This window comes from Pseudomonas sp. NPDC077408, assembly GCF_050269105.1.
Classification (GTDB): domain Bacteria; phylum Pseudomonadota; class Gammaproteobacteria; order Pseudomonadales; family Pseudomonadaceae; genus Stutzerimonas.
On record NZ_JBNNHS010000011.1, the window covers coordinates 33,878 to 59,766 of the forward strand.

Consider the following 25,889-nt stretch of genomic DNA (forward strand, 5'->3'; position numbering starts at 1 on the left):
TTATAGAATCGTGTTCGAACGTATCATTCGTTTTTCTATCGAGCATCGCTGGTTGGTTATGCTAGCCGTGCTTGGCATGGCAGCGTTAGGAGCTTACAGCTACCAAAAGCTGCCTATCGATGCTGTCCCGGATATCACCAACGTACAGGTGCAAATCAACACTGCGGCGCCAGGTTATTCCCCGCTGGAAGTGGAGCAGCGTATTACCTACCCGCTCGAGACGGTAATGGCTGGGCTGCCCAAGCTCGAGCAGACACGATCCTTGTCTCGATATGGACTTTCTCAGATCACAGTTATTTTTGAGGAAGGCACTGACATCTATTTTGCCCGCCAACTTGTGAACGAGCGCCTGGGAGGGGCCAAAGATCAGCTCCCAGATGGCGTCACTCCAACACTTGGACCTATTTCCACTGGGCTTGGCGAAATCTATTTTTGGACGGTTGAAGCTGAGGAAGGTGCCACCAAATCGGACGGTACGCCGTATACCCCTGCTGACTTGCGTGAGATTCAAGATTGGATCATCAAACCGCAAGTCCGAAATGTACCTGGTGTTACTGAGATCAATACGATTGGAGGATATGCAAAGGAATATCAGATCGCCCCCAACCCAGACACTTTGCGGTCGTTTGGACTAACACTACAAGATTTGATCGAGGCGGTTGAGCAAAACAATAACAATCTAGGTGCCGGATATATTGAAAAGCGCGGCGAGCAGTATCTTGTTCGCGCGCCAGGGCAAATGCAGTCTGTGGAGGACATCCGCGATACCCTTATTAGCAACGTTGACGGTACCCCAGTGCGTATCCGCGACGTTGCGACGGTCAAGGTTGGAAAGGAGCTCCGCACTGGCGCAGCCACCGAGAATGGCCGCGAAGTGGTGCTAGGTACGGCTTTCATGCTTATCGGTGAAAATAGCCGGGTAGTTTCTAGGGCTGTCGATGACAAAATGAAAGAGATAAACCTTTCGCTTCCGGAGGGCGTAAAGGCGATTACTGTCTACGATCGTACTGTGCTCGTAGACAAAGCTATATCCACCGTTAAGAAGAACCTCACTGAAGGTGCCATTCTTGTTGTGGTTATACTTTTTCTCTTCTTGGGCAATATCCGTGCGGCGATCCTAACCGCACTTGTTATACCGCTGGCGATGCTCTTTACGTTCACCGGCATGGTAGCCAACGAGGTCAGCGCCAACCTGATGAGCTTAGGCGCATTGGATTTCGGCATCATTATCGATGGTGCCGTGGTGATTGTTGAGAACTGCGTGCGTCGACTTGCTCACGCTCAGTCCCATCACGGGCGGGCATTAACGCTGTCCGAACGGCTTCATGAAGTGTTCGCTGCGGCAAAGGAAGTGCGTCGACCTCTACTCTATGGGCAGCTGATCATTATGATCGTATATCTGCCGATATTCGCCCTTACAGGGGTCGAAGGTAAGATGTTCACGCCCATGGCGTTTACCGTAGTGACAGCGCTATTCGGGGCGATGATCCTCTCGGTGACGTTCGTCCCAGCAGCCGTTGCGCTATTTATCGGTAAGCGGGTTACGGAGAAGGAAAACTTTCTAATCCGCAATGCTAAACGGGCCTACGCACCTGCACTCGATGCGGTGATGGCCAACAAGCCAGCGGTTCTCACCTTTGCCGTAGTTGTAGTCATACTTTCCGGCCTCGTAGGGTCACGTATGGGCAGTGAATTCGTGCCTAGCCTCAACGAGGGGGACTTCGCTATCCAAGCCCTTCGTGTACCGGCTACCAGCCTTAGTCAGTCTGTCGAGATGCAGCAGCAGCTGGAACGAAAGCTTATGGACGAGTTTCCGGAGATCGAGCGGATTTTTGCGCGCACAGGCACTGCGGAGGTGGCATCCGATGCCATGCCACCAAATATCTCTGACGGGTACGTCATGCTGAAGCCTCAAGAACAATGGCCGGATCCAGGCAAGTCGCGCAATGAACTCTTAAGCGAGGTCCAAGCATCCGCCGCTGAGCTACCGGGCAATAACTACGAGTTTTCCCAGCCGATTCAACTGCGTTTCAACGAATTGATTTCCGGTGTTCGTGCCGCTGTAGCCGTGAAAATCTATGGTGATGACATGGACGTTCTTAACAGCACGGCGGCGGAAGTGTCCGAGGTGCTAGGACAAGTACCAGGCGCTTCAGAGGTTACGGTCGAGCAAACAACTGGTCTTCCTATGCTCACGATCGATATCGATCGCGATCAAATCGCACGATACGGCCTGAGTCTAGATACCGTACAGCAAGCGGTTGCAGTAGCCATCGGGGGCCGAGAGGCAGGCACCTTGTTTCAAGGAGACCGGCGTTTCGATATCGTAGTTCGTTTACCGGACGAGATACGCAGCGATCTCGCCGCAATTGAGCGGCTTCCAATTGCCCTTCCAAGGGAATTAAACAGCGCCATAAGTTATATCCCCCTCGGCGAGGTGGCCACCCTGGATTTGGCCCCCGGTCCGAATCAGATCAGTAGAGAGGAAGGGAAACGGCGAATTGTTGTCAGTGCAAACGTCCGTGGTCGGGACATTGGATCATTCGTATCCGAGGCAGAACAGAAAATCCAGGCTCAGGTAGATATCCCGGCAGGTTATTGGATCGATTGGGGCGGTACCTTTGAGCAGCTTGAATCGGCAACGAAGCGGCTGCAGATTGTCGTCCCCGTGGCGCTGCTCCTGGTCTTCATTCTGCTTTTCATGATGTTCAACAATGTCAAAGACGGCTTGTTGGTCTTTACCGGGATTCCATTTGCGCTCACGGGAGGCATTGTTGCGCTGTGGCTCAGAGATATCCCATTGTCCATTTCAGCAGGTGTTGGCTTTATTGCTCTGTCAGGCGTCGCAGTTCTAAATGGCCTGGTAATGATCTCCTTCATCCGTAGCCTACGGGAGCAAGGTTTGCCTCTGGACACCGCGATCCGCGAGGGCGCTCTTACCCGGCTACGCCCGGTATTGATGACGGCCCTAGTGGCTTCACTCGGGTTCGTTCCAATGGCCTTGAATGTGGGTACCGGTGCAGAGGTGCAGCGCCCCCTTGCGACGGTGGTAATCGGGGGGATTCTCTCCTCAACGGTGCTAACGCTATTAGTTTTGCCGTTGCTCTACCAGATGGCTCATCGGCGCGAAGACGAATTGGAGGAGCAAGAAATCGCGCTAGCCGCCGACAGAACGAGCTAGATATCGGATGGCGGTACACAACGCCCCGTTCTTGCTAGCAAGCAAGAACGGGGCGTGTTGATTATCGGAGCGCTAAGTTCATTAGCGGCGCAGCGGGCAGTACAGCCTTGGTGGCGCAGGTCTGATGCATCTAAGCGGTAAATAAGAAACTTGCTCGCGCTAAGTGCTATGACCTGCGCTACATACGCCTCCTCGACCTGATGGCTTTCACCCAAGGTGAGCTGACGAAGGATTATGCGAGCAGCGGCTGACCTGCCCTGGTTGGCAGCAAGGGGCGATAGCTACGACAACGCCCTGGCTGGAATGATCAGCAGGCTGTACAAGACCGAGCTGACACCTTCAATCATGCACGAACCGCGAGACCGCTGAGATGACGACCCCCGACATGGATGCGGGGTAGGCCACCAGCGTCTGTTCAGCTCACTCGATATGCTCCTTGCGAAGGCTAATAACAACAGATCAGGCGATGGCGGCCTGACTTAAACGAAACGGCTTTTATAAATCAAGGGCGATTCGCTGGTAGCGATGTTGCGGGCAAGTTATGGAAACAAAAAAGCGCCCCGAAGGCGCTTAGAGTGCAACTGCTTCCAAAGGAGCTTGGAAGCTGCCGGAGGCGAATATCGTTCAGATATGAAGCGGTTAGTCAGCTTTGGTTTCTTTCTTGCTTTCCGTATTGTTCTGATCTTGGCGGGTATCCTTAATCTGTAATTCGTCTATTTTTCGTTTGGCGGATTCGGTTCCGTGAATTCGTTTTTGATCTGCTCGGAATTTTTCATTAAATTTAATTGAGCGGTCATAGCCATCTTCTGCATAAGACAATGCGGAGCCGCAGATTACCAAACCAACAACAATAGCTTTCAACAGATTCATAGGGCAGTCCTCGCTAAATTCAAAGGTGGCTTGCTGAGCTTTCTCGCTGAGCCCTGCAGGTTCGAATGAATTTTGCGTGATTGAAGCTAACAGCAGCATGAGCCAAGCATTACATTATTGAAATGTAATGCTTCCATTGCGCGGTGACATGAGCGCCTTGCTTCGTCATGTCAGCACCGAGGCGCACCAATCTGCAAGGGCCTATCCTACGAAAAGAATGATTGGAAGATTACAATTTTGTCATCCTCGGATTGACGCCGTATCATCTATCATTAGCGAGCAACGTCGTTTAACGTTTGAGAGGGATCGGCCAGTTATCGGCAAGTTTCAGACGATAATGCACGAACTCGCTTGAGAGTGGTCCCATTTCTGTCAGTGTGGTTTGGAAGGCCAGATGGTATTGGTGCTAGTATTATCTATTACTTTTTTTGGGCTCCCTATCCTTGACTTATGTTATTTAATGACGGTTAAAAACCAATGGCTCACGAACATAACCATAACACCGAAGCCATAGGCGATAAGCGTTTAATCGCTGCCATTGGCGTTAATACTGTGCTAACTCTGGCACAAGTTGTTGGAGGAATACTTTCTGGCAGTTTATCGCTCATAGCTGACGCGCTACATAACTTGAGCGATGCCGCATCACTGGTTATTGCGCTCATCGCACGTAAAATCGGTCGCAAACCGCCAGATGCTTTTAAAACCTTCGGCTACCGACGCAGTGAAACCATAGCGGCTTTGATTAACTTGGTCACGCTGATTATCGTTGGTCTCTACCTCATCTACGAAGCTATAGGTCGGTTTTTTGCCCCACAGCCCATTGAAGGATGGACAGTGGTCGTGGTGGCGGGAATAGCCTTGATTGTAGATGTCGTCACGGCCTTGCTCACCTACACAATGTCTAAGAATAGCATGAATATAAAGGCGGCATTCCTGCACAATGTGTCGGATGCGCTGGCCTCCGTCGGGGTTATTATTGCCGGAACATTGATTCTTCTGTATGGCTGGTACTGGACGGATACTGTCCTGACACTGATGATTGCTGGGTACGTGCTCTGGCAGGGCTTTAGCATGCTGCCTAAAACCATTCACTTGTTAATGGAGGGCGCACCAGAAGGAGTTTCCATCACTGATATAATCAATGTCATGGAGCAAGTGGACGACGTTGTGAGTGTTCACCACGTACATGTCTGGGAAATTGCCGAACATTCAACTGCATTGGAAGCTCACGTTGTCATCAAGAAGGCTAGCCTGCCCGAAATTGAACGAGTAAAGACTGATTTAAAACGAGTACTTCATGAGCAATTCAAAGTCAGCCACTCGACACTTGAAATGGAACTAGACGGCAGTGTTTGTATCGACACCAGGCAGGCCGACAGTCATCGCAGCGAAGCATAAGCCTGCTTTGCGCTCAACGCTGTTGCTAGACAGTTAGCTCGATATCAACCGGAGTGAACTTGTGACATCACTCGTTGCCGCTATGTCATCGACCAGAGACATGCTAGGGACAGTCTGAAAAAGACTTTCTGATTTTGGCAAAATAGCCGAACGCCACCCACCGAGTTTTCTGATGAAGCAGATGACCTTCGCCGATGCCGAGTACGCCGGCAAGCGCAAGCAGACCCGCAAAGAGCTGTTCCTGATCGAGATGGATCGGGTGGTGCCGTGGAAGGGGTTGATTGCCCTGATCGAGCCGCATTACCCCAAGGGTGAAGGTGGCCGTCCGGCGTACCCGTTGATGGCAATGCTGCGGGTTCATCTAATGCAAAACTGGTTCGGTTATAGCGATCCAGCGATGGAGGAGGCACTGTACGAGACCACCATCCTGCGGCAGTTCGCGGGGCTGAGCCTGGAGCGTATCCCCGACGAAACCACCATCCTCAACTTCCGTCGCCTGCTGGAGAAACACGAACTGGCTGCTGGCATCCTGGCCGTGATCAATGGCTACCTGGGTGACCGTGGCCTGTCGCTGCGCCAAGGCACCATCGTCGATGCCACGCTGATCAATGCGCCGAGTTCGACCAAGAACAAAGACGGCAAGCGCGACCCAGAGATGCACCAGACCAAGAAGGGCAACCAGTATTACTTTGGCATGAAGGCCCACATCGGCGTCGATGACGAATCGGGCCTGGTACATAGCGTGGTAGGTACGGCGGCTAACGTGGCGGACGTCACCCAGGTCGACAAGTTGCTGCATGGCGAGGAAAACGTGGTCTGCGCCGATGCGGGTTATACCGGCGTCGAGAAGCGTGCCGAGCATGATGGCCGCGAAGTGATTTGGCAGGTGGCAGCACGGCGCAGCACTTACAAAAAGCTGGGCAAGAGCAGCGCGCTGTACAAAGCCAGACGCAAGATCGAGAAAGCCAAGGCTCAGGTACGGGCCAAGGTTGAGCACCCGTTTCGGGTGATCAAGCGGCAGTTGGGGTTTGGGGAGCAATGGAACCAAAAACCAACGTAAGCTCTGAATCCCACCGTAAAGGGGCTTTCCGATCTCCAGCTCACCCGCCAGGCATTACTCTCTGATCAGTGCCTCGATGATCGGGCAGATCGTTCCGCCGTCTCCCGCATCACATTGCTGCACCAGTTCGCCTAACAGTTGCTGCATGACGACCAAGTCGGCCATCTTCTGCTCGATCAACGCGAGCTTGCGTGCAGCCCGTGCTCGCGTTTCGGCACAGGCGCACGACTCATCCAGCGTCAGCAGTCCACCGACTTCCGAGAGCGTGAAACCCAGCGCCTGAGCCCGCTTGATGAAACGCAGTCGCTTCACCATGTCCACCGGATAGCGCCGATGGCCACCCAAGGGTTTGGCTGGTTCATCCAGCAGCCCGCGTCGCTGGTAGTAGCGGATCGTCTCGACGTTCACCCCGGCGGCGTCTGCCAGCTTGCCAATGGTCAGCTCTGTGGCCATCACTTTCTCCTTGATTCCGTACTTTGGTACGGAGTTTAGAATAGCACCTAGGCAATCAGGCTCAGGAGATGGGAATGGGGATGCAACTCACCGGGAAAGGCTCGCTGGTCGCGAGTTCGCTGACCGCCATCGGTGCGTCGGTGTGCTGTGTCGGGCCACTGGTGCTGTTGGCACTCGGTGTCGGCGGTACGTGGGTGGGCGCTCTGACCATGATGGAGCCACTACGCCCCCTCTTCATCGGGTTGACTCTACTGTTCCTGGGATTGGCATTCCGCAAGCTCTACCTGGTGCCACAGGTTTGTACGCCAGGTACACCCTGCGCCGATCCGCGCACGCTCGTGCGACAGCGACTCGTGTTCTGGATCGTCAGCGTGCTGCTGCTCGGCCTATTGGCCGTGCCGTGGCTCGCCCCGCTGTTCTACTGAAGGAGATTAACCATGCGCAAACTGCTGATCGCCGTGCTTTTCGCCTTGCCCTTCGTGGCGCTGGCGGCTCCCCCGAAAACCGTCACGCTCGACGTGCAGAACATGACGTGCGGACTCTGTCCGATCACGGTCAAGAAGTCGCTGGAGAAGGTGTCCGGCGTGAGTGACGTCCAGGTCAATTTCGACCAGAAGACGGCGACCGTCACCTACGATCCCGATAAGGCCCAGCCCGAGGCACTGACTGAGGCGACCGCGAACGCGGGATACCCCTCCACAGTGCAGAAGTGAGGTCACGATGAGCGCCATTGTCCTTGAGTCCGTGCTGACTTGCCCGCGCTGCGGCTTCGCCAAGCCGGAAACCATGCCCACGGACGCCTGCCAGTTCTATTACGAGTGCAGCAACTGCAAGGCGCTGCTGCGCCCCAACCCAGGGGATTGCTGCGTTTTCTGTTCGTTCGGCTCGGTGAAGTGCCCGCCGATCCAGCAGCAGCTTGGGTGTTGCTCATAGCGTTTAGGGGGATCACAGGTCGTCGTCTGGATTACGCAGTGGCCGCAGCTCGCCGCGCGCAACTTCTTCCGGTACCGCAAAGGAATACCGCCCGAGCATGTTGATGTGCTCGTAGATCAGCGGCGATAGCCGGGCCAAATCCTCTTCCAGCACTGGATAGCCGTGCTGCTTGAGCCGTTCCACGGCCGCCGTCATGTAGAGGGTGTTCCACAGCACGATGATGTTCACCACCAGGCCCAGAGCACCGAGCTGGTCTTCCTGGCCTTCGCGGTAGCGCTGGCGGAGCTCGCCGCGTTTGCCGTGGAACACGGCGCGGGCCAGGCTGTGCCGGCCTTCGCCTCGGTTCAACTGGGTCAGGGTGGCGCGGCGCTTGGACTCGTCGTCGATATAGGTCAACGTGTGCAGAGTCTTTTCGATCCGCCCGAATTCGGCCAGCGCCTGGGCCAGCCGGGTGGGTCTATCTCCCGTTTGCAGCGTGCGCATGATGCCAGTCGCCGGCACCCGGCCGAGTTTGAGCGAGCCGGCCAGGCGCAGCAGGTCGTCCCAGTGCTCGGCGATCAGGTCGAGTTTGACCGACTGGCGGGCCAGCCCGTTGAGCTTGCCGTAGTCCGCGTCCGGGCGCGTGCGCCAGAAGCGGGTACCGCCGACATCGGCCAGCCGCGGACTGAAGTGGTAGCCAAGTAGGCGGAAGAGCCCGAACACCACATCGCTGTAGGCCCCGGTGTCGGTCATGATTTGCGTCGGCTGCAACTCGGTCTGCTGTTCCAGCACGACCGCCAGCAACACCAGGCTGTCGCGCAGCGTGCCGGGCACGGTGATGGCGTTGAGGCCGGAGAATTGGTCGGAAATCAGGTTGTACCAGGTGACACCCCGGCCGGTGCCGAAATACTTCGGATTGGGGCCGGCATGCACGGTGCGCACCGGTACGACGAAGCGCATGCCATCGGCGGAGGCGACCTCGCCGCCACCCCAGACTTGGGCCAGTTCCAGTTGGCTTTGCGCTCCGACCAGGATGGCGTTAGCCGCTGACAGGGTGTCGTCGCGGATATAATTCTGGCTGACCCAGGACAGCCGGTCACGGCGCAGCGCCGGGTTGTCGGTGCGGATCAAGGGCTCCAGGCCGGTGTTGCAGGCCCCGCCCAACAGCACCGCGCAGAGGCTGGTGACCAGGTTGTCGGCGCGTGCATTGCGTTCGGAGACATGGGTGAAGGCCTCGGAAAAGCCAGTGCGGGCGGCGATTTCCAAGAGGATTTCCGGCAGATCGACACGCGGCATCAGGTCAGACACGGCCGCCCGCAGTTGCAGCAACGAGCAGGGCTCGTCCAGCTTGTCCAGCGCCCCGAGCGACAGTTCGGTCTTGCCCTCGGTGTTCTCGCTCAGTTGAATCGCCGGGTTGTCGGGCAGGCGCGCGGCTACTGCCAGCCAGGTTGCATCCAGCTCGACGGACAAGGCGTCCAGGGTGGTTTTGGCGTCGATGGTCAGGCCCAGTGACCGGCAGATGATCGGTCGCGCCGCCAGCCATTCGGCACCGTCGAGCAGGCCAAGGCGCGGGTCGGCATAGCGCCAACTGGGCGAGACGAAGACATCGCGGCGGCGCAGGGCCGTGCGCAGCGCATCGAGCGTGCAGAACACATAGGCACCCATGTCGAGGGAGCCATCTTCGCGGGTGATGTGCTTCTGCCAAGCCTTGGCCACGATCTCCTGCGGCGCGTCATCCTCTGGCTTCCGGCGCGGCAGGTTCAGTTGCAGCCACTCCAGACTAGCCGCCACGCCCTTGCCGGCCGGGCTGAAGCCGAAGCGGATGTGCTTGAGCAGGTCGGGCAGGAAGCGGCGCACGCTGCGGTAGCGCGCTTCCAATGCAAGAAAATAGACGTCATCTACCGGGCGGATCAGCGCGTTGACCTCTTCCAGGGCCTTTTCCAGGGTGGTCCTCGGCAGGTCGTTGAACAGCCGGGCGCGCACGTTGTCATCGCTGATCGAGCTGTCCAGCACGACCTTGCACGCGGCGGCGAGCGTCGCGGCCGACCGATCCAGGTCTTTCAGGCTGCGCATGCGGGCTTTCTTGTCGGCCTTCTCCGCGTTGCTGAACAGGTCGCGCAGCAAGGCCTCCAGGACTTCCAGTGCGTCGTCGTGCGCAGTCGCCTCCAGGCAGAGTGCGAAGGCCACCAGTGTCGCCATCCGCCGCGACGCCGGCAGCCGATTAATCGCGGTGACCTTGGCCGTGTTGGCGAAGCGGGCCAGGGCGGCGATACGGCTGGGAGGGATGTGCGCCGCCGCCGGCAAGGTGATGCCGATGCCGCGCACGTCATCGAGCCGGCGCAGTGCCCGAATCAACGCGGGGCCACTGACCATGACCGGGCCGGAGCGCAATTGATCCAGCCGGGAGCTGCGGTTGCCTTCGGCCACCGTCAGCAAGTCTTGCAGTTGCAATCGCTGTTCCTCAGTCACGCTGCGGCCCAGCGTAAACCAGAGGCGTTCTTCGACCCGACTGCGCAACTGGGCGATAAAGCGCTCTAGTTGAGACACACCAGGCAGGAGGACTTTCTGTGTGAACAGCCACGAGGTGGCTCGCTCAAACAGCACTCCCGGCCGGTCGGTGCCCGTCCAGCAGAGGGCATACAGCCAGCGGCTCAAGCGAAAGCCGATGCCCGGATCGGTGAAATGACGATAGCCAAAGCGGTTCTGAATATCGGTGGCATGTATCCAGCGGCGATGATCGCTATAGCGCTGGAGGCAGTCGGGGTCTGGAATCGCCAGTTGTCGGCAAAGCACCTGCAGGACTTCCACCGGCACGGCGGCGGGCTTGTCCGGCAGAACGCCAACGAAGCGGACGGTGGTCAGCAGAACGGCATAACCCAGACGGTTATGGTTACCCCGCAGCACCTGGATGGCTTCACGGTCTTCATCGCTCAGGTGGAAGTAACGTTCCAGCTCTTCACGGCTGGGCGAATCAACATAGCGGCCAAAACCGTCGCGTTGCTCTTGAGTCAGAAAACCGACCGGCATTGATCACAGCACCTCGACGCAGAACACGGCGGGCGTGACGATCCGCGTGTGTTCGATGTGCCCGCGTTGCAGCAGGCCGGCGCGGCGATCACCGGTTACCAGGTAGTCCGCATCGCCCGCCAAGGCCATGGCCAGCAAAAACGAGTCATCCGGATCATCGGCTTCGACCTCGATGGTCAGGCGCTCCAGTACCACAGCCCGTTGCAGGTTATTGATCATGGCGCCCACCTTGGCGGGCTGTAGGATGGCCTGAAGCTTGGGATAGCGGCTGGCTCGACGAATTTCATCGAGTTGCATCCGCGAGGTCACCACCTCGAAACGCGCCGCCCGCCAGGCACGGTAGATCGCATCGGGCGCGCCATGTGGCGAGATCAGGGCGCTGAACAGGATGTTGGTATCCAACACGACCCGCATCAGCGCTTACGTGCCCAGTCGAGCGCTTCGTCAACCGCGTTGGTCAATTCTGCCTCACTCAGATGGGCGTTAGCGGCCTTGGCCTGCTCAGCGCTCAGCTCCAGGATGTGTGCCCGTACCGCTTCTTCGATGAAGCGCGACAGGTCGCCCTTACGGCCGCCGCCCTGGCTGGCCAGAAACATCCGAAGCGACTGGTCGGTGTCGGCCGAGACGGCGACATTCCAGCGAATGGTATTCATAGCGTTCTCCGCTAATAGGTGTTTGTGTGTTTATACGCCAATCACAAAGGGCGATGCAATGGTTCGACAAAACGAACAGATACCTGAGCGTTGACGACGTAAAGGTGGAAACCGCTATCAAAACCAGAGCTAGATACAAACGCTCTATAGCCTAAGGAATTCATGATTGTCCGCTGAAATGACCACATCACCTCAGCCGTCAGCGACCTCAGTCCTACGATCCAAGTCTCGCTGATCATTAAGAGCCACGGCGTCCGCACGCATTCGAGCAGGCACTGTATCTCTCACCTTTGAAAAGTCAGCATCGCTTGCAGGCTTAACCTTAACCGCTTCTGCACGTCCAAATCTTTTATCGCCATAGCGGCTAATCGAATCGGTAGCCTGGTGCCCCATGACGTATGCCATTTCTATTGCGGACATGCCTGAGGCTTTCAGATTTGAGCCGAACTGGTGACGAAGTGTGTACATACTCGGCACCTTCCTCCTACCGAATAGCTCAGTAGCGACTTGGTGAAGCGCAACGCGTATTGAATCCATACTGCGCGGCTGACATTTAAAAGCAGCGAGAGCGTTTCTCAAGATATTGCAGACGTCTCCATCAGCCTCAAGCGTTCGGCTAGCGCCGCGTAAACCGTTGTGGCTAAGCTTTGCACCGGATATATGGATGCGCCGGCCATCGATAGAAATTCCGTTAAGCTCGCATGGTCGCGCTCCGGTAAGAGATATCACCATTAAAGCTCCCGCTTCGACAGGCATATCTCGTTCAGCCAGACACCGTAGCCACGCTTCGAAATCAGCGGTAGAAAGCTTCTGCGGACGTCGCTGCTTTTTCTTTCGCGGCAGATTTAACACAGTGACCGGATTGAGCGTACGATTGATTTCTTGGGCAGCCCAGAAATTTCCTCGATGCTTTTGATCAAACGCCAAAGCGTTACGTAGGCGCCGATAATAATCCGGGCGGTAATCAGGGGCCGCCCGTAGTAAAGCACCAATAATATTGAGCTCATCAAGCTCAACGCCCTGCATCCGAGTCGCATAAAAATTACTGGCCAAACTAATATAGGCGCTTTGAGTCTCTGCATTCATATTATTCTTCTAATTATTATTTGCGTGACACATGCCACACAATCAATTATTGCAAATACGAAAACAAAAAAACAACAACCAGAGCATTATTTTTTATATAACCCCAAAAGCCAAACATTGCAAAGGTGCAAAAATTCTATCCTTTCTATATCGCATTCCGGACTTTGGTTCGTTGGCCAAGAACGCACCATGTTACCTGACCCATCAAGACAACCCGCCGGGAGCAGCACATAGACCGACTGGATAGCGTCGGGTATCAGCAGGTGCTTCCACTCTTTCAGCCGATTCACATTTTAAAATGCGAGAACCAAGTAGAGTAATTTTAAATTGCGCTCACAGCCTGGGTCGGCGACGGACTGGCGCGATCGCTTACCGAGACACCACTGCCCACGACATACTGCTTGTGCCACTTTTAAATTATGAGTTTTGGGTCGAACACTCTACTAGATAGCCAGCCGAACGGCCTCCGGGGCGTTAACCAGAGACTGCATAAAAATACAGTTAGCCTATTGCCTTTTTTAAGCAGAGCAACTTAGAATTATGAACAGAACAACAACCTGAGGAAAAATCATGTCTATCCTAATTCTTAACTGCGAGCGCGACGAAGTCGGCGGTCAATACCTAGTAGCAAGCATTCACGGTGTGGAACACTGCGTATCACTTGATGATGACTATCCGGAGAAAATCCCAGATTCAGATGATATAGTCCACCGCATTAATGCAGATGACATCAATGAGCTTTCTGAGAAGGTACGCTCCTACGTGCGCAAGCACAGCATAGCCCCCATTCATTCACTCGATGACGTTAGGCTGCTGGCGATGCAGCTCGGCGATATGAAAGCAAAGACCTACGAAATCGACGAAGAAGGTCATGGCCTCACGCTCCGTGACTGTAGCGTAGATAAAGGTGTACGCATCCTAGCTCGTAAATTTCAGAGTACATATCAGGCGCATCGCTGGCTGACCGAGCAACTGGATATTTTGAGTTTCAATGCACCACGGTAAGCGTGCACGCGCTAATGTCCCGCCATTGCATTCCCAATCAAAAGCCGCATGCAACCGAGGCGCGCTATATATAAAGACGTTTAATCGACTAAATTGACTTCAATGTGACTCGGTTAGACGTTGGCTTTATTGTAGATCGCCTGATTAGCTTGAAGACTGCCCACTTCAAATCTTTACTGTCTCGGTAGCCTTTCATTTACTAATGCCCGGCAACCGACGCACGCTTATAGATTGCACCAACAAAAGCGCATGGCATGCTGAAAGAGCTGAAGGCACATCAGCCTCGCAATTGGCAGTACCTGATCCAACGCCATCTGTCTGAAGGGATCAAACAGGAAAGCGGTGCCCAGTACATGACCGTGTTCTTCATCCGCCCTGCTGGCAGCAACCCGATGGCCTATTGGTTTATCCATCTGGCGAACAACTACCGCGCCAACGATGTGATGAAGAAGATCCACTGGAAATACGGCAACAACTTTTCCCATATGCTGTCGCCTTCCAGCTTTTTCGGCTACGACGCCAATCGGATATCGCCGTGACAGGCCAACACGATTTGCTGTTGGATGAGCATCACTTCGACGATGCCACCGATGACCGCGTCCGAGGAGAACTTTCAGAGCTCTTGCCCAAACAGGTCTACGAGGTAGAACGGCAACCTTTTTTGGGCCTGATGAGCGGATTGACCAACTACACCATGGCTGACGAGTTTCGCGTAAAGCAGGCGCTCGATATCGCTGTTGCGACCGGTGATTTGCTGGCGGTCGGTAAGGATGGCAAGACCAGGCGTCGCAAGGGCACTAGCATCAAATCCAGTGATATTCTGATAGCTCCCCCGCAGAGACCCATCTTCTTCGTGCCACAGCTGAAGAAATCCAGCTCGGAGAACTGAGGTTCGGCACCGCTCCTTGCTCGGTGGCTCGCCTTAACCGCATCGGTACCGGTAGCTTGGCCCATCGCGTGAAATGCCGAGCATTTCGCTCTAGGGGTCTGGCGCGTCGATCAAATAGCCCATCCCACGCGCGGTTTGTATGAGCTTAGGTTCGAACTCATCATCGATTTTTGCTCTCAGCCGTCGTACCGCCACCTCAATCACATTGGTATCGCTGTCGAAATTCATGTCCCATACTTGGGAGGCGATAAGGGACTTTGAGAGCACTTCCCCGCGACGCCGAAGTAATAGCTCAAGAAGTGCGAATTCCTTTGCAGTTAGGTCTATTCGTTTCCCCGATCGCGTAACTCGACGCCTGAGCAGATCGACCTCAAGGTCGAGGAGTTTGAGTATTGTTTGGTTGGGGACATTATTGCCGCGGCGAAGCAACGTACGGATCCTGGCTAGCAATTCGGAGAAGGCAAACGGCTTGATGAGATAATCATCAGCGCCCAACTCCAATCCCTTTACTCGATCCTGAACCCCGTCTCGGGCGGTGAGAAAGAGCACGGGAACCTCATTACCAGCAGCGCGGACTTTCTGTAAAACCTGCCACCCATCCAGGCCAGGCATCATCACGTCTAAGATGAGCAAGTCGTATGTGGTATGAAGCGCGTGCTGAGCAGCATCGGTCCCGTTTTCAACTCTATCGACTGTGAAGCCTGCCTCTGAAAGCCCCTGCTGTAGGTAGGTGCCTGTTTTCGGCTCGTCTTCAGCAACAAGAAGCTTCATGAAAGTATTCCCTCCGGCATTTGGAGCAGTGTGCCGATTGTCAGGGCGTGCAGCCAGTACCTTACAGAAACGTAATGCTCGCATCATCTGTCTGACAGCTTGTAGCGTTAACGTCTACATCAGCAGTTGCTCCCACACTCTGCTTTTTGGCCTTTTCCATGCTCCTTTGGCCTATCGGCGCCTAGATGGCGCCCTTTTTTTGCCCGCTGGAAACAAGACCTATTTGCCTGAACGAAAAGGCACCATGCACGCTACCTGCGCTTTCGCTTGGGCTCACTGCCTTTATGCATTACTGACGAAACCGTAATGTCTAAATCAGGGTTCTGACAGGAACGCTCGGTTAGCTTAGACACAAGACCAAGCCAAAGCCAAAGCCTCTATTTATGGAGCTGCGCTGGGTCTCCCATGTCTTCGAACGAGGTAACAAGTAATGAAATTCTTCAGATCCGTTTCTGTACTGCTCGCCATCGCAGCAAGCTCTTCCTATGCAATGGCAGAAGGTGGTGGTGATCGTACCTTTGCTCGTATGGAGCAGGCTCGCCAAATAGCGATCGCTAGTTATCAGGCTGACCAGAAGGACCAAGCCCAGGAGGTAGCCTCAAAAGCAACTTCAGCGAAGCACGCCCACGCTAATTGCTGAAGCGAAACCTTACGCAACTGTGACCATGCACCTCTCGGAACTGTGGCAGCTTTCTCGGATGTTGTAGTTGCCACGGTGTTGGTAGTTGTAACATTCGTTGGAAGAACCGGCGATATCAGTATTAACAGCGCACATTATTTTAAGCGATTATTATCAAAGCTGCAGCCTAAATTAAACTATTAAGATGATCGGAATATAATAATGTGAAGGCAGCGGTTAGAGGCTGATGGTATTAGCCGTACATTGAGCAATCTTTGACTTCAATGAGTATCGTTGCAACCGGATCCTTGCACGGAAATCAAAAGCCATTGCGCAGCTTCCACCTGGAGATTGACATGCTCACAGGCGATTTTTTGGGCGATTTCTGAAGCGCTTTAAGCTTACAAAAATGTAATCCCGCGTCTTTCTTAGGCATGCCATATTTACGATTAAAGGCGAGTCGCTTGATAAGACAGACCGTGCGCGAGTTTCTAAGATCAATTAACGCTGGCAACACCAACCTTACGGCTGGTTTCGGCTTGGCTCCTTAGTTTGATTGGAACCTACACATGCAACGTAAAACCTCTAGGCGAACCTTTGTTAAAGGCTTGACTGCCGCAGGCATCCTTGGCGGTCTTGGCTTGTGGCGAGCTCCGGTCTGGGCAGTGACTAGCCCAGGCCAGCCCAGCGTACTAAGTGGCACGGAGTTCGATCTGCTGATTGGGGAGACGCCGGTCAATATCACCGGCGCGGCCCGGACAGCGATGACTATCAATGGGACCATCCCAGGGCCGCTTCTACGTTGGCGTGAAGGGGATACCGTCACGCTGCGAGTCAGAAATAAGTTGAGCGAAGATACATCGATTCACTGGCACGGCATGATCCTGCCGGCCAACATGGATGGCGTGCCTGGATTGAGCTTCCACGGCATCGCTCCCGATGGCATGTATGTCTACAAGTTTCAGGTTAAACAGAACGGTACCTATTGGTACCACAGTCATTCAGGCCTACAAGAGCAGCTTGGTGTCTATGGTCCCTTGGTCATCGATGCGAAGGATCCCGAACCGTTCAGCTATGACCGCGACTATGTGGTGATGTTGACTGATTGGTCCGATGAGGATCCCGCTCGAATCCTTTCTAAGCTCAAGAAGCAGTCCGATTATTACAACTTCCACAAGCGCACTGTCGGAGACTTCATTAACGACGTGAGCGAAGACGGCTGGGCCGCTACGATTGCGAATCGGAAAATGTGGGCTCAGATGAAAATGAGTCCCACCGACCTCGCCGACGTAAGCGGCTACACCTATACCTATCTAATGAACGGCCAAGCACCCGACGGGAACTGGACCGGCATCTTTAAGCCCGGCGAGAAGCTTCGTCTGCGGTTCATCAACGGCTCGGCCATGAGCTATTTCGATGTCCGCATTCCAGGGCTGAAGATGACTGTAGTCGCAGCCGATGGCCAATACGTCAACCCAGTTAGCGTCGACGAATTCCGCATTGCCGTGGCAGAAACCTACGATGTGATTGTCGAGCCTGCGACCGAGGAGGCTTACACGATCTTCGCCCAATCGATGGATCGCACAGGATACGCCCGTGGCACGCTAGCGGTTGCCGAAGGGCTGAGCGCTCCTGTTCCAGAAACCGATCCTCGACCACTAATCACCATGGACGACATGGGGATGGATCACGGCAGCATGGGCGGTATGGCGGGCATGGACCATGGCGGCGACATGGGCGCGATGGACCATAGCAACATGTCCGGCATGAACCACGGTGACATGCAAGGGATGGGCGACATGGGCGCAATGGCCGGCATGGATCACAGCAAAATGGGTGGGATGTCCGGGATGGACCACTCTGGAATGGCTGGGATGAGCGCAGGTATGCAATCGCACCCGCCCTCAGAGTCCAATAACCCACTGGTGGACATGCAGACCATGAGCCCAACTCATAGGCTGAACGATCCCGGTATTGGCTTACGAGACAACGGCCGCCGAGTCCTGACCTATGGCGACTTGAGAAGCACTTTCCCCGATCCGGACGGCCGTGAGCCCAGTCGGACGATCGAACTCCATCTCACCGGCCACATGGAGAAGTTCTCCTGGTCATTTGACGGCATAGAGTTCTCTGATTCGGAGCCCCTGCGGCTCAAATATGGCGAGCGGGTACGCATCACTTTGGTCAACGACACCATGATGACCCATCCGATTCATCTGCATGGTATGTGGAGCGATCTTGAGGATGAGAATGGAAAGTTCATGGTTCGCAAGCACACGATCGACATGCCTCCAGGTTCGAAGCGCAGCTACCGCGTGACAGCCGATGCACTCGGGCGTTGGGCTTATCACTGTCACCTACTGCTTCACATGGAAATGGGCATGTTTCGTGAAGTCCGAGTGGACGAGTAAGAGGAACTTTATATGGGAAATTTTATGAAGCGTAAAACTCTTATCGGCAGCGCGTTAATGTTCAGTCTGCTGGGCGTAATGAATATATCAGCTGCGTTTGCAGAGCAAACGCATGATCAGCACAAGCAACCATCGGCTTCGTCGCAAAATTCAGGCAACAAGCCGGCATCTCAGACACAAGGCTCCTCTAACTCAGAAATGGACCACGGCGACATGGGTCATGGCTCGATGGACCATGGTGAAATGGACCATGGCAAGATGGATCATGACCCGAAGGCTACTGGTACTGAGGTGGATTCGCACCATGACCACTAGATCTTCTCGCTTTGCTCTTATTGCGCTCGGAGTTTCGTTGAGCGCAGCGGCTGGACGGATAGCCAACGCCGCCGAGATGATGGATCACTCGATGCATCAAACCCCTCCTATTCCGGCAGCTCAAGCCCCTGCATCTTCTGCCAAGCCCGCGGCAATGAATCATGGCTCCGGTGGGCAAATGGACCATTCTGCAATGGGTCATGGTGCGATGGACCATAGCAAGATGAACCATGGCCAAATGAAGCATGACGATACGCTCGAAATGCCCGGCATGGTTCATCCCTCGTTCATTCCAGTATTGACCGATGCGGATAGAGAAGCGGCTTTCCCTGGTCTTCAAGGTCATACGGTCCATGACAAGTATCTGGCCTGGTTCCTTCTGCTAGATCAACTTGAGTACCAGGACGCAAATGAAGGTAGCACCCTCAGTTGGGAAGCTACTGCCTGGGTTGGTGGCGATATCAATCGGTTCTGGTTTCGCTCGGAAGGTGAGCGAACGAATGGCGTTACTGAAGACGCGGAAATTCAGGCGCTTTACGGGCGTGCAATCAGTCCCTGGTGGGATGTAGTAGCAGGTGTTCGCCAGGACTTTAAGCCCGAGTCGCCGCAGACGTGGGCGGCTTTAGGCGTCCAGGGGATGGCGCTGTATGGGTTTGAGGCGGAAGCCACCGCCTTCGTCGGTGAAGGTGGGCAGACAGCAGCACGTTTTGAAGGCGAGTACGACATTCTCCTAACTAACCGGCTCATCCTCCAACCAACTGCCGAGCTCAATTTCTATGGCAAGGACGATCCTGCACGCGGAGTGGGCGCTGGTCTAGCAAATACAGAGGTGGGGCTCCGCCTCCGATACGAAATCGTTCGTGAGTTCGCACCGTACATCGGCGTCACGTGGAGCCGGGCATACGGTAATACCGCTGATATGGCGAGAGATGAGGGCGAAGACCTAGATGAGGCGCGGTTCGTTGCTGGCATCAGGCTTTGGTTTTAAGGACCTTCGATGAAAAGAATAATTATTAGCTTCGCTGCCTTCTGTGCTCTGGGCCTGTTGGTAGTGGCCGGAGTTGTTTTCTCAGGACTGATTAGCGTTGCCGCGGATGATCCTCATACGGGAGTCGTGCACGCATTCCTGGAAACTGCTCGCAATCGCTCGATTGAGGTTCGTTCCGAAGACATAGTCGTGCCATCTCTCGACGATGAAGACCAAATCCGCGCCGGGGCGGGGAACTACGACTCGATGTGTGTGGGTTGTCATTTGGCGCCAGGCATGGCTGAGACCGAGCTAAGCAATGGCCTTTATCCCGCACCACCCAGCCTGGCTGAAGCGGGGCTATACGGTGACCCAGCAAAAACATTTTGGGTCATCAAGCATGGCATCAAGGCCACTGGGATGCCTGCGTGGGGTAAAAGCATGGCTGACCCGTACATCTGGGGAATGGTGGCTTTTCTGCAGAAGCTTCCTGAGTTAGATGAAGGAGCGTATCGAGCACTCGTTGCGTCTAGCGGTGGTCACCAGCATGGTGGTGGGGAGACCCCAGCTGGGCACGGTCAACAACATGGTGAGGTGGCCTTGGACGACCACCATCAGGGCGACAGTGGCGACTCGGATCACCATGGCTCTAGCAGCTCAAGTGATGCAGCCGGCCAATCAAACTTTGGTCACCATGGTAATAATGAAAGCGATGACCATCATGCGTCAGAGGAGCCCCAGGCGGTTAAACACAGCAATGGCAATGGCGGTGACAACGCCGATGCGGAAGGCAAATCTCCTTCAAAAAACCATGTACACGCAGACGGGAAGCAACACGACCACTAACATCCGGTATGTCTGTACCTAAGCGGTTCTGACCAGGCTCTTAGAAAGACGCCTCGGCACAAGCAAAGGGGGTCGGTCTTAGGCCATCCTAATTCGACGCAACGGTACCGGAGGGCTTTTCACAACCATTAGGCCGCAGGTCTAGTGACTCTCATAGTTAAGGGCTTTCGCTCCGGCCGTTCCCCATTGGATGCTCCCAGTCGTGGCGACCGGGAGCTCCCCATACCCCACCGGTTATCTAGAACAGACTAGCGAAGCCGGCTAAGCCATCGGAAGTTTGGCTCATCGTCTCCAACTGTCACCGCATACATCATATTCGGTACCGTTGCGCACCTTACAGCATTGTAATGAAGTTGGTCGAAACGGGCTCGGTAGGAGCGTGTCGTAATTCAGTGCCTGCTAATACGCTTATGAGGTATTTGGCTAGTAGGCACCGACGACATACCACTATCGAACCCTGGAGAACGCAATGACAAACTCAATGTTCGCTTCCTGTATCCAAGCTTGTTCGAACTGTGCCCTAGTGTGCGAAACGTGCGCCTCTGCTTGCCTGCGTGAGGATGACGTAAAAATGATGGCTCGCTGCATCGAGTTGGACCGTGACTGCGCAGACATTTGTAGGTTGGCCGCCACACTGATGAGCCGTGAAAGTGAGTACGCCAAGGAGTTCTGTGCCCTTTGCGCCAAGATCTGCCGCGCATGCGGTGAGGAATGCGCGAAACATCAGATGGATCACTGCCAAGAGTGTGCCAAAGCGTGCATGAAGTGCGCTGAAGAATGCGAGCGCATGGCTGCGTAACAATCTCGACTTGCTGCTCTGGCAAAGCTCATATCTCGTTGCCAGAGCCGCTTCGCCGGATTGACCGTTATATCCCAGCATGTGCAGAAGCTCAGCCAGCTGACTTGCTAGCAGAAAAGCCTAGATATCCGCTGGCCTAGCTCACCCAAACCTGCGCGCGGTCGCAACACCGTAACGCTTTTTTCTCTTGCCGCAAAGTAACCGATACTACAGTGCTGGGGACTAGATCTATGGAGCATCAAGGAGAATATCTACGCCAAGGCGCCACGTCGTCCGATATGGGTATGGATGCGCATATGCAGATGATGGAGCGACGCCATCTCGCGACGCTGTGGTGCCACTTCGTCAATGTATTGCTCGGCTTTTGGGTGCTGAGTGCGCCCTTCATCTTCGGCTACATGAACGTAGCGCCGGGTGACCTTGATCTGCCACGCCTGGCAGCCGAACGTAATTTGCCTGAAGTCGCCACCCGCGCGTTGCTGATGACCTGGAACGACGTCATCAGCGGCGCGTTGATCGTGTTGTTCGCCATCCTCTCGCTCAAACGGATTAGCTGGGCGCAATGGGCCAACACGGTCATGGGATTGTGGTTGATGTTCGCGCCGCTGCTGTTCTGGACTCCATCCCCGGCGAGCTACGGCAATGCCTTGCTGGTCGGTGGGCTGGTGATCGCCTTCTCTACTCTGGTGCCGATGATGCCCGGCATGAGCATGCAGGGCATGATGCAAAAGGCTGCAGTGCCGCCGGGCTGGGATTACAACCCTTCGACTTGGCTGCAACGCCTGCCAATAGCCATCCTCGCCGTGATCGGCATTCTGCTCGCGCGTTATCTGGCCGCTTATCAGCTTGGCCATACCTCGAACGCCTGGGATCCTTTTTTCGGCACCGAACCTAACGGCACCGAGACCATCATTACCTCGGACATGTCGCGCGCCTGGCCGGTATCCGATGCAGGGATCGGTGTGATGGCCTATATGATCGAGCTGCTCATGGCGGTTATGGGCGATGCCCGGCGCTGGCGCACCATGCCGTGGATGGTCGCAGCGTTCGGCGTGGTGGTCGTGCCCCTTGGCGCGGTGAGTATCTTCTTCATCATCGCCCAGCCGATTTTCATCGACACCTGGTGCACGCTGTGCCTGGTTCAGGCCTTGGCCATGCTGGTGATGATGCCTTACGCACTGGATGAGCTGGTCGCCATGGGGCAGTTTCTGAAAGACGCGCGACGTCGCGGCAAGCCGTTCTGGAAGACCTTTTTCATGGGCGATGCAATGGAAGGCGCCCGCGAGGACAACACGCCGGAGTTCGACGGCAGCCTCTCCTCAATGACCCTCAAAGGCCTTCGCGGAGTAAACCTGCCCTGGGGGCTCGCGCTGCTGTGCATTCTAGGCGTCTGGCTGATGTCGACCCGGTTGATCTTCGGTACCGACGGCGCGATGGCCAACAGTGATCACCTGATGGGCTCGCTGCTGATCACCGTCTCGGTGCTGGCCTTTGCAGAAGTAGCTCGCCCGCTGCGGTTTCTGAATCTTCCCATCGGCGCCTGGTTGATCGCCGCGCCCTCGTTCCTAGACGGGGCAGGATTCGCCGCCACGATCGGCAGCCTGATCGCTGGTCTGCTGGTAATAGTGCTGAGCCTTCCGAAGGGGGTGATTAACCACCGTTATGCCGGCTGGAACGCGCTGTTGCGCTAAGCCAATGCAATCCAACCAGCACAGGAGTCGAACATGACCGACCGCGCAAAAACCGCCGTGATTTGTGGCGGGACCGCAGGCATAGGAAGAGCGACAGCTCATGCGTTCGCGCAAGCTGGCTTTCGCATCGCAGTGATCGCCCGCGGCGAAGAGGGGTTAGCCGATACCCGTGCTGAACTGGAGGAAAAGGGCACCATGACGCTGGCGATTTCAGCGGATGTGGCCGACGCCGAGGCGGTCGATAAGGCAGCCGAGCGTATCGAGGCGGAGCTGGGTCCGATCGAGATATGGGTCAACGCCGCGATGGCTACGGTGTTCGGCCCGGTCAACAAAACCAGCGCGGCGGAATACAAGCGGGTGACCGAGGTGACCTATCTCGGTTTCGTTCACGGCACGCTGGCAGCGCTGCGCTATATGGAGTCGCGCAACCGAGGCACCATCGTCCAGGTGGGCTCGGCCCTCTCCTATCGCGCGATTCCCTTGCAATCGGCTTACTGCGCCGCCAAGTTCGCCATCCGCGGGTTTACCGACTCGCTGCGCTGCGAGCTGATCCATACCAACAGCCGCGTACGGCTGACCATGGTGCAGCTGCCGGCACACAACACGCCGCAGTTCGACTGGTCGCGCAACAAGATGCAAAAGCGTCCGCAGCCAGTCCCTCCTATCCATACGCCAGAGGTCGCCGCGCGCGCCATCCTCCGTGCAGCGACCGACGCACCCCGCGAACTTTGGCTGGGGCGCGCCTCGTTCCAGGCCATCATTGGCAATATGTTCATGCCCGGCCTGCTTGATCGGATGATGGCCAAGCAGGCCTGGAACGGGCAGATGACCGACGAACCGGCTAGCGATGAACAGCCGGACAACTTGTTCCAGCCGGTAGTTGGGCTGCATCGCCTCGAAGGGCGCTTCGGCGACCAGACAAAAGGAAAGGCACTGGGCCTAAGCTCCGAAACCGTGGGCAAGCTGGCTGCGGGTGCCTTGGCGTTGGTAATGGTGTTTGGCGTAGCGGTAGTTGTTGCTATTGCCAGCTAGCCGGGTCGCATCAATTGGATCAGGCAAAAGCGCCCGTTGAACGCGGGCACGTTAATCAAAAGAACCGAGGCTCAGTGCGGCATTGATCAAACCCACATGAGAAAAGGCCTGCGGTATGTTGCCTAGATGCTGGCCGCTTCGGGTGTCGAACTCCTCAGCGAACAGGCCGTGCTCACCCTTGCGTTGCAGCAGCTGTTCGAAAAATTCCTTTGCCTCTCGAGGCCGGCCGGTTTGCACTAATGCCTCGACGAGCCAAAAGCTGCATATGAAGAAGGCGCCTTCTCGGCCCTGTAGCCCATCCGAAATTTCAGCAGGGTAGCGCCGTAGCGCGACGCCGCCTTCGTCCAGTTGTTTACGGATCGCATCGACCGTATTGATGAAACGCTCGTCGCTGCCTTCGATGAAACCAACACGTGCTAACAGCAGAAGGCTGGCGTCAAGCCTATCGTCATCGAAGGCCCGGATGAAATGGCTGCCGTCGGCGCTGACACCACGACGCAGGACTAACTGACGTAGAGCCTCGGCCTGATTGACCCAGCTTTCCTCATCTCCATCTAGGTCATGGCGGCGCTTCAGCCAAAGCGCACGCTGTAGGCCGGCCCACGCCATAACCTTGGAGTGCACATAGTGGCGCGGCGCGCTGCGCATCTCCCAAATGCTTTGGTCAGGCTCCTGCCAGTGCGCGGCAATGAAATCAGCAGCGGCGCGCATATGAGGCCAGTGCGCCCGCATCGCATCGTCACCCATGCTATCGCAGATGCTCACGCACTCCAGCAACTCGCCATAAACATCCAGCTGAAACTGGCCGTCGGCAGCGTTACCTACACGCACCGGCCGCGAGCCGCGATAGCCATCAACCCCTTCGATATTACGTTCTGGCGGCGGCGCAGCACCGTTTACATCGTATAGCACGGCCAGCGGCGTCCCATGCTGCTCAATGGTTCGCTGCATCCACTGGGCCCAACGATGTGCCTCATCTCGACAACCGAGGCCGAAGAGAGCACCAAGTGTCAGCCCCGCGTCTCGGAACCAGGTATACCGATAATCCCAGTTACGCTCGCCGCCCAAGCGTTCAGGTAGGGATGTCGTTCCAGCAGCTACAACCGCCCCGCTGGGTTCGTATGTCAGCAACTTAAGAGTGATAGCGCTACGCACGACGTCGGCCCGATAACTAGCGGGGCAATCCAGCGCTGCACACCAGTCACGCCACGCTTTCAACGTCGCCGCAATCCGAGCTGGCACTGATTCAATCGATACAGGAACGGGTGGGGCATCTTGCTCTAAGGAAACGCTTAGACAAATTCCGGCACTCCCTCCTGCATCTACTGAGAGGACTCCCTGCCAGCCTTCACCGTCTGGATACAGTGCGCAGTCCGCTTGAAGCAATAGCTGTTGCCGCTGATACGAATAGATTAAACCTTCGGCCGAAAGGCTTGCCTCACCGGCTACGCTTCCGAAATCTGGACGGGGCTCAAACATCAGCGTGAACTCACAACGGCCAGCTAGTCCGTCTACCTGCCAAAGCAAGCTTTGCTGATCGTCTGATCCAGGCCACTCCATACAAAGCGTGACACGGGCGGACCCGGACGCGCTGTGCACCTCGAACTCCAATACTGCAGAATCGTCCAGATAATGCGTTTTGAGGTCACCCGGTGTCGACAGCTGCAGGCGCCCACCACGATCGCGATCGAGCAGCGGCCAAATCAGCGGTGTGCCATCGAAGCACCGGGGACAGAACCATTCCACGTTGCCATCTGGGCCGACCAATGCCATGGAGCGACCATCACCGACGGCCGCCAGCGAAGCGATCATTGGATATTCTGCCTTTCCAGCTGTCAGCTGCTGATCAATTCTCATAGTTCTCTTCATGTCGGTGCGCTTACAGGCGATTCAAAGGCCAGTCT

At 55.7% G+C, this 25,889-nt stretch carries 22 protein-coding genes and 2 pseudogenes; 16 read left to right on the top strand and 8 right to left on the bottom strand.

Annotated elements, in window-relative coordinates; genetic code table 11:
- The first annotated feature begins 10 nt into the window (after positions 1-10).
- Positions 11-3,181 carry an efflux RND transporter permease subunit gene (locus ACQKEK_RS20385; protein ID WP_038663116.1) on the top strand — a complete coding sequence of 1,057 codons (3,171 nt, stop codon included), beginning with the start codon at positions 11-13 and terminating at the stop codon, positions 3,179-3,181.
- 639 nt (positions 3,182-3,820) lie between these two features.
- Here the strand turns inward: ACQKEK_RS20385 and ACQKEK_RS20390 are convergent.
- Positions 3,821-4,150, bottom strand: a complete 330-nt coding sequence (locus ACQKEK_RS20390) for a hypothetical protein (RefSeq protein ID WP_128576267.1) — start codon at positions 4,148-4,150, stop codon at positions 3,821-3,823.
- 378 nt (positions 4,151-4,528) lie between these two features.
- Here ACQKEK_RS20390 and ACQKEK_RS20395 point away from each other — a divergent pair, with 378 nt between their 5' ends.
- Together ACQKEK_RS20395 and ACQKEK_RS20400 are read left to right on the top strand one after the other, a co-directional pair.
- Positions 4,529-5,449: a cation diffusion facilitator family transporter gene (locus tag ACQKEK_RS20395; protein WP_037041098.1), complete on the top strand. Its 921-nt coding sequence runs from the start codon at positions 4,529-4,531 to the stop codon at positions 5,447-5,449.
- A gap of 172 nt (positions 5,450-5,621) precedes the next feature.
- A pseudogene (locus ACQKEK_RS20400) lies at positions 5,622-6,479 on the top strand (IS5-like element ISPst7 family transposase); the annotation flags it as partial.
- 84 nt (positions 6,480-6,563) lie between these two features.
- Here ACQKEK_RS20400 and merR read toward each other — a convergent pair.
- Entirely contained in the window at positions 6,564-6,962 is a 399-nt protein-coding gene (gene merR, locus ACQKEK_RS20405) for a mercury resistance transcriptional regulator MerR (protein ID WP_003089120.1), read from the bottom strand.
- A 74-nt stretch (positions 6,963-7,036) separates the two neighbouring features.
- Between merR and ACQKEK_RS20410 the strand changes: the two genes are divergently transcribed.
- The 3 genes from ACQKEK_RS20410 to ACQKEK_RS20420 are packed head-to-tail and all read left to right on the top strand — an operon-like array spanning position 7,037 to position 7,895.
- Positions 7,037-7,387: a mercuric transporter MerT family protein gene (locus ACQKEK_RS20410; RefSeq protein ID WP_003089115.1), complete on the top strand. Its 351-nt coding sequence runs from the start codon at positions 7,037-7,039 to the stop codon at positions 7,385-7,387.
- A gap of 12 nt (positions 7,388-7,399) precedes the next feature.
- Positions 7,400-7,675, top strand: a complete 276-nt coding sequence (merP, locus tag ACQKEK_RS20415) for a mercury resistance system periplasmic binding protein MerP (RefSeq protein WP_003150552.1) — start codon at positions 7,400-7,402, stop codon at positions 7,673-7,675.
- Between the two features lie 7 nt (positions 7,676-7,682).
- Complete coding sequence (locus ACQKEK_RS20420) at positions 7,683-7,895, top strand: GDCCVxC domain-containing (seleno)protein (RefSeq protein ID WP_003089113.1); 213 nt, start codon at positions 7,683-7,685, stop codon at positions 7,893-7,895.
- Positions 7,896-7,907: 12 nt separating this feature from the next.
- Here ACQKEK_RS20420 and ACQKEK_RS20425 read toward each other — a convergent pair whose 3' ends face one another.
- From ACQKEK_RS20425 to ACQKEK_RS20440, 4 genes are all read right to left on the bottom strand, one after another.
- Positions 7,908-10,901 (bottom strand): Tn3 family transposase, encoded by a 2,994-nt coding sequence (locus ACQKEK_RS20425; RefSeq protein WP_003299771.1) that lies wholly within the window; start codon positions 10,899-10,901, stop codon positions 7,908-7,910.
- 3 nt (positions 10,902-10,904) lie between these two features.
- Positions 10,905-11,315: a putative toxin-antitoxin system toxin component, PIN family gene (locus ACQKEK_RS20430; protein WP_017246347.1), complete on the bottom strand. Its 411-nt coding sequence runs from the start codon at positions 11,313-11,315 to the stop codon at positions 10,905-10,907.
- Entirely contained in the window at positions 11,315-11,554 is a 240-nt protein-coding gene (locus ACQKEK_RS20435) for a ribbon-helix-helix domain-containing protein (protein ID WP_003089107.1), read from the bottom strand. The genes ACQKEK_RS20430 and ACQKEK_RS20435 overlap by 1 nt, the downstream gene beginning before the upstream one ends.
- Before the next feature lie 192 nt (positions 11,555-11,746).
- A complete protein-coding gene (locus ACQKEK_RS20440; RefSeq protein ID WP_003291594.1) occupies positions 11,747-12,640 on the bottom strand; it encodes a site-specific integrase in 894 nt (297 codons plus the stop codon).
- A 570-nt stretch (positions 12,641-13,210) separates the two neighbouring features.
- On the opposite strand from ACQKEK_RS20440, the gene ACQKEK_RS20445 reads away from it, so the two are divergent.
- Both ACQKEK_RS20445 and tcmP read left to right on the top strand, forming a co-directional pair.
- Positions 13,211-13,645 carry a hypothetical protein gene (locus ACQKEK_RS20445; RefSeq protein ID WP_499143508.1) on the top strand — a complete coding sequence of 145 codons (435 nt, stop codon included), beginning with the start codon at positions 13,211-13,213 and terminating at the stop codon, positions 13,643-13,645.
- Between the two features lie 257 nt (positions 13,646-13,902).
- Positions 13,903-14,534, top strand: a pseudogene (tcmP, locus tag ACQKEK_RS20450) (three-Cys-motif partner protein TcmP); the annotation flags it as partial.
- Positions 14,535-14,624: 90 nt separating this feature from the next.
- Here tcmP and ACQKEK_RS20455 read toward each other — a convergent pair.
- Complete coding sequence (locus ACQKEK_RS20455) at positions 14,625-15,305, bottom strand: heavy metal response regulator transcription factor (RefSeq protein WP_003292635.1); 681 nt, start codon at positions 15,303-15,305, stop codon at positions 14,625-14,627.
- 430 nt (positions 15,306-15,735) lie between these two features.
- On the opposite strand from ACQKEK_RS20455, the gene ACQKEK_RS20460 reads away from it, so the two are divergent.
- From ACQKEK_RS20460 to ACQKEK_RS20495, 8 genes are all read left to right on the top strand, one after another.
- A complete protein-coding gene (locus ACQKEK_RS20460) occupies positions 15,736-15,945 on the top strand; it encodes a co-regulatory protein PtrA N-terminal domain-containing protein (RefSeq protein ID WP_015275566.1) in 210 nt (69 codons plus the stop codon).
- A 548-nt stretch (positions 15,946-16,493) separates the two neighbouring features.
- The gene (locus tag ACQKEK_RS20465) at positions 16,494-18,335 is read left to right on the top strand and encodes a copper resistance system multicopper oxidase (RefSeq protein WP_019407031.1); all 1,842 of its coding nucleotides are present in this window, start codon (positions 16,494-16,496) and stop codon (positions 18,333-18,335) included.
- A 12-nt stretch (positions 18,336-18,347) separates the two neighbouring features.
- Complete coding sequence (locus tag ACQKEK_RS20470) at positions 18,348-18,650, top strand: hypothetical protein (protein ID WP_014822233.1); 303 nt, start codon at positions 18,348-18,350, stop codon at positions 18,648-18,650.
- On the top strand, positions 18,640-19,638 hold the full coding sequence (locus tag ACQKEK_RS20475) for a copper resistance protein B (protein WP_037000667.1): 999 nt from the start codon (positions 18,640-18,642) through the stop codon (positions 19,636-19,638). Before ACQKEK_RS20470 ends, ACQKEK_RS20475 begins: the two co-directional genes overlap by 11 nt.
- 9 nt (positions 19,639-19,647) lie before the next feature.
- Positions 19,648-20,463 carry a c-type cytochrome gene (locus tag ACQKEK_RS20480; protein ID WP_017245517.1) on the top strand — a complete coding sequence of 272 codons (816 nt, stop codon included), beginning with the start codon at positions 19,648-19,650 and terminating at the stop codon, positions 20,461-20,463.
- Positions 20,464-20,932: 469 nt separating this feature from the next.
- Complete coding sequence (locus tag ACQKEK_RS20485; protein ID WP_017245518.1) at positions 20,933-21,262, top strand: four-helix bundle copper-binding protein; 330 nt, start codon at positions 20,933-20,935, stop codon at positions 21,260-21,262.
- A gap of 230 nt (positions 21,263-21,492) precedes the next feature.
- Positions 21,493-22,953 (top strand): vitamin K epoxide reductase family protein, encoded by a 1,461-nt coding sequence (locus tag ACQKEK_RS20490; protein ID WP_230697812.1) that lies wholly within the window; start codon positions 21,493-21,495, stop codon positions 22,951-22,953.
- A gap of 33 nt (positions 22,954-22,986) precedes the next feature.
- On the top strand, positions 22,987-23,985 hold the full coding sequence (locus ACQKEK_RS20495; protein WP_017245520.1) for an SDR family oxidoreductase: 999 nt from the start codon (positions 22,987-22,989) through the stop codon (positions 23,983-23,985).
- A 51-nt stretch (positions 23,986-24,036) separates the two neighbouring features.
- On the opposite strand, the gene ACQKEK_RS20500 is transcribed toward ACQKEK_RS20495, so the two are convergent.
- Entirely contained in the window at positions 24,037-25,797 is a 1,761-nt protein-coding gene (locus ACQKEK_RS20500) for a glycoside hydrolase family 15 protein (protein ID WP_037000675.1), read from the bottom strand.
- Positions 25,798-25,889 lie beyond the last annotated feature (92 nt).

Coding starts and splice junctions, on each gene's coding strand:
- ACQKEK_RS20390 (WP_128576267.1), bottom strand. CDS start 4,150: ATGCTGCTGTTAGCTTCAATCACGCAAAATTCATTCGAACCTGCAGGG.
- ACQKEK_RS20395 (WP_037041098.1), top strand. CDS start 4,529: ATGGCTCACGAACATAACCATAACACCGAAGCCATAGGCGATAAGCGT.
- merR (WP_003089120.1), bottom strand. CDS start 6,962: ATGGCCACAGAGCTGACCATTGGCAAGCTGGCAGACGCCGCCGGGGTG.
- ACQKEK_RS20410 (WP_003089115.1), top strand. CDS start 7,037: ATGGGGATGCAACTCACCGGGAAAGGCTCGCTGGTCGCGAGTTCGCTG.
- merP (WP_003150552.1), top strand. CDS start 7,400: ATGCGCAAACTGCTGATCGCCGTGCTTTTCGCCTTGCCCTTCGTGGCG.
- ACQKEK_RS20420 (WP_003089113.1), top strand. CDS start 7,683: ATGAGCGCCATTGTCCTTGAGTCCGTGCTGACTTGCCCGCGCTGCGGC.
- ACQKEK_RS20425 (WP_003299771.1), bottom strand. CDS start 10,901: ATGCCGGTCGGTTTTCTGACTCAAGAGCAACGCGACGGTTTTGGCCGC.
- ACQKEK_RS20430 (WP_017246347.1), bottom strand. CDS start 11,315: ATGCGGGTCGTGTTGGATACCAACATCCTGTTCAGCGCCCTGATCTCG.
- ACQKEK_RS20435 (WP_003089107.1), bottom strand. CDS start 11,554: ATGAATACCATTCGCTGGAATGTCGCCGTCTCGGCCGACACCGACCAG.
- ACQKEK_RS20440 (WP_003291594.1), bottom strand. CDS start 12,640: ATGAATGCAGAGACTCAAAGCGCCTATATTAGTTTGGCCAGTAATTTT.
- ACQKEK_RS20445 (WP_499143508.1), top strand. CDS start 13,211: ATGTCTATCCTAATTCTTAACTGCGAGCGCGACGAAGTCGGCGGTCAA.
- ACQKEK_RS20455 (WP_003292635.1), bottom strand. CDS start 15,305: ATGAAGCTTCTTGTTGCTGAAGACGAGCCGAAAACAGGCACCTACCTA.
- ACQKEK_RS20460 (WP_015275566.1), top strand. CDS start 15,736: ATGAAATTCTTCAGATCCGTTTCTGTACTGCTCGCCATCGCAGCAAGC.
- ACQKEK_RS20465 (WP_019407031.1), top strand. CDS start 16,494: ATGCAACGTAAAACCTCTAGGCGAACCTTTGTTAAAGGCTTGACTGCC.
- ACQKEK_RS20470 (WP_014822233.1), top strand. CDS start 18,348: ATGGGAAATTTTATGAAGCGTAAAACTCTTATCGGCAGCGCGTTAATG.
- ACQKEK_RS20475 (WP_037000667.1), top strand. CDS start 18,640: ATGACCACTAGATCTTCTCGCTTTGCTCTTATTGCGCTCGGAGTTTCG.
- ACQKEK_RS20480 (WP_017245517.1), top strand. CDS start 19,648: ATGAAAAGAATAATTATTAGCTTCGCTGCCTTCTGTGCTCTGGGCCTG.
- ACQKEK_RS20485 (WP_017245518.1), top strand. CDS start 20,933: ATGACAAACTCAATGTTCGCTTCCTGTATCCAAGCTTGTTCGAACTGT.
- ACQKEK_RS20490 (WP_230697812.1), top strand. CDS start 21,493: ATGGAGCATCAAGGAGAATATCTACGCCAAGGCGCCACGTCGTCCGAT.
- ACQKEK_RS20495 (WP_017245520.1), top strand. CDS start 22,987: ATGACCGACCGCGCAAAAACCGCCGTGATTTGTGGCGGGACCGCAGGC.
- ACQKEK_RS20500 (WP_037000675.1), bottom strand. CDS start 25,797: ATGATCGCTTCGCTGGCGGCCGTCGGTGATGGTCGCTCCATGGCATTG.